The following is a 1,074-nucleotide window of genomic DNA, read 5'->3' as shown; positions in this document are numbered from 1 at the left end:
TCGGGCGGCACGACAACTTCTTTGACCTCGGTGGACATTCGCTGCTAGCGCTGCAGCTGATGGCGCGTCTGCGGCGGCTGTCGCTGGGGATCGAGGTGCAGACCTTGTTCGCCAAGCCGGTGCTGGCGGATCAGGCCGCAAGCCTGGGCAGTCATCAGGAGGCGGCGGTCCCGGCCAACCTGATCACCGCGAGCAGCACGGCGATTACGCCGCAGATGCTGCCGCTGATCGAGCTGACGCAGGGCGAGATCGATCGGATCGTCGCCATGGTGCCTGGTGGCGTCGGCAACATCCAGGACATTTATGGCTTGTCGCCGCTGCAGGACGGCATCCTGTTCCATCATCTGCTCGCCAGCCATGGCGATCCGTACCTGCTGGTGTCGCAGACGGCGTTTGCCGACCGTGGCCTGTTGGATCGCTATCTTGCCGCGGTTCAGCGGGTGGTGGATCGGCACGACATTCTGCGCACGGCCTTTGTCTGGGAGGGGCTGTCGAGCTCGGCCCAGGTGGTGTGGCGTCGTGCGCCGCTGGAGGTGAGCGAGGTCGAGCTGGATGGCTATGATTGTCCCGGCGCCGATGAGCTCCGGCGCCGGTTTGATCCGCGCCAGCACCGCATCGATCTTGGTCGGGCGCCGCTGTTGCGGTTTGTGACCGCGCGCGAGCCCGGCAGCGCGCGCTGGCTGCTGCTGGAGCTGCAGCACCATTTGATCGGGGATCAAACCACGCTGGAAGTGATGCATGCCGAGGTCCGGGCCGTGCTGGAGGGGCGCGAGCATGAGCTGATAGCCCCGCAGCCGTTCCGCAATCTGGTGGCGCAGGCGCGTCTTGGTGTTGATGCCAAGGCGCATGAAGAGTTCTTCCGAGGGCTGCTGGCAGACATCGACGAGCCGACCATGCCGTTCGGGTTGAGCGAGATCCGCGGCGACGGCCATGGGGTCCATGAGGCGCGGCGGATGCTGCCGCAGGCGCTCAACGCGCGGCTGCGGGAACAGGCGCGGCGGCTGGGGGTGAGCCTGGCGAGCCTGTGCCATCTGGCCTGGGGGCAGGTGGTGGCGCGCAGCAGCGGCCGCGAGC

1 protein-coding gene is annotated in these 1,074 nt (G+C 67.3%); it reads left to right on the top strand.

Annotated features, from left to right (window positions below; genetic code table 11):
- A partial coding sequence (locus tag KJQ96_RS38490) for a condensation domain-containing protein (RefSeq protein ID WP_249735091.1) occupies positions 1–1,074 on the top strand: 1,074 nt, incomplete at both ends.

It is taken from the genome of Bradyrhizobium sp. sGM-13, assembly GCF_018398875.1.
Classification (GTDB): domain Bacteria; phylum Pseudomonadota; class Alphaproteobacteria; order Rhizobiales; family Xanthobacteraceae; genus Bradyrhizobium.
This window is presented reverse-complemented; position numbering and strand designations above follow the sequence as displayed.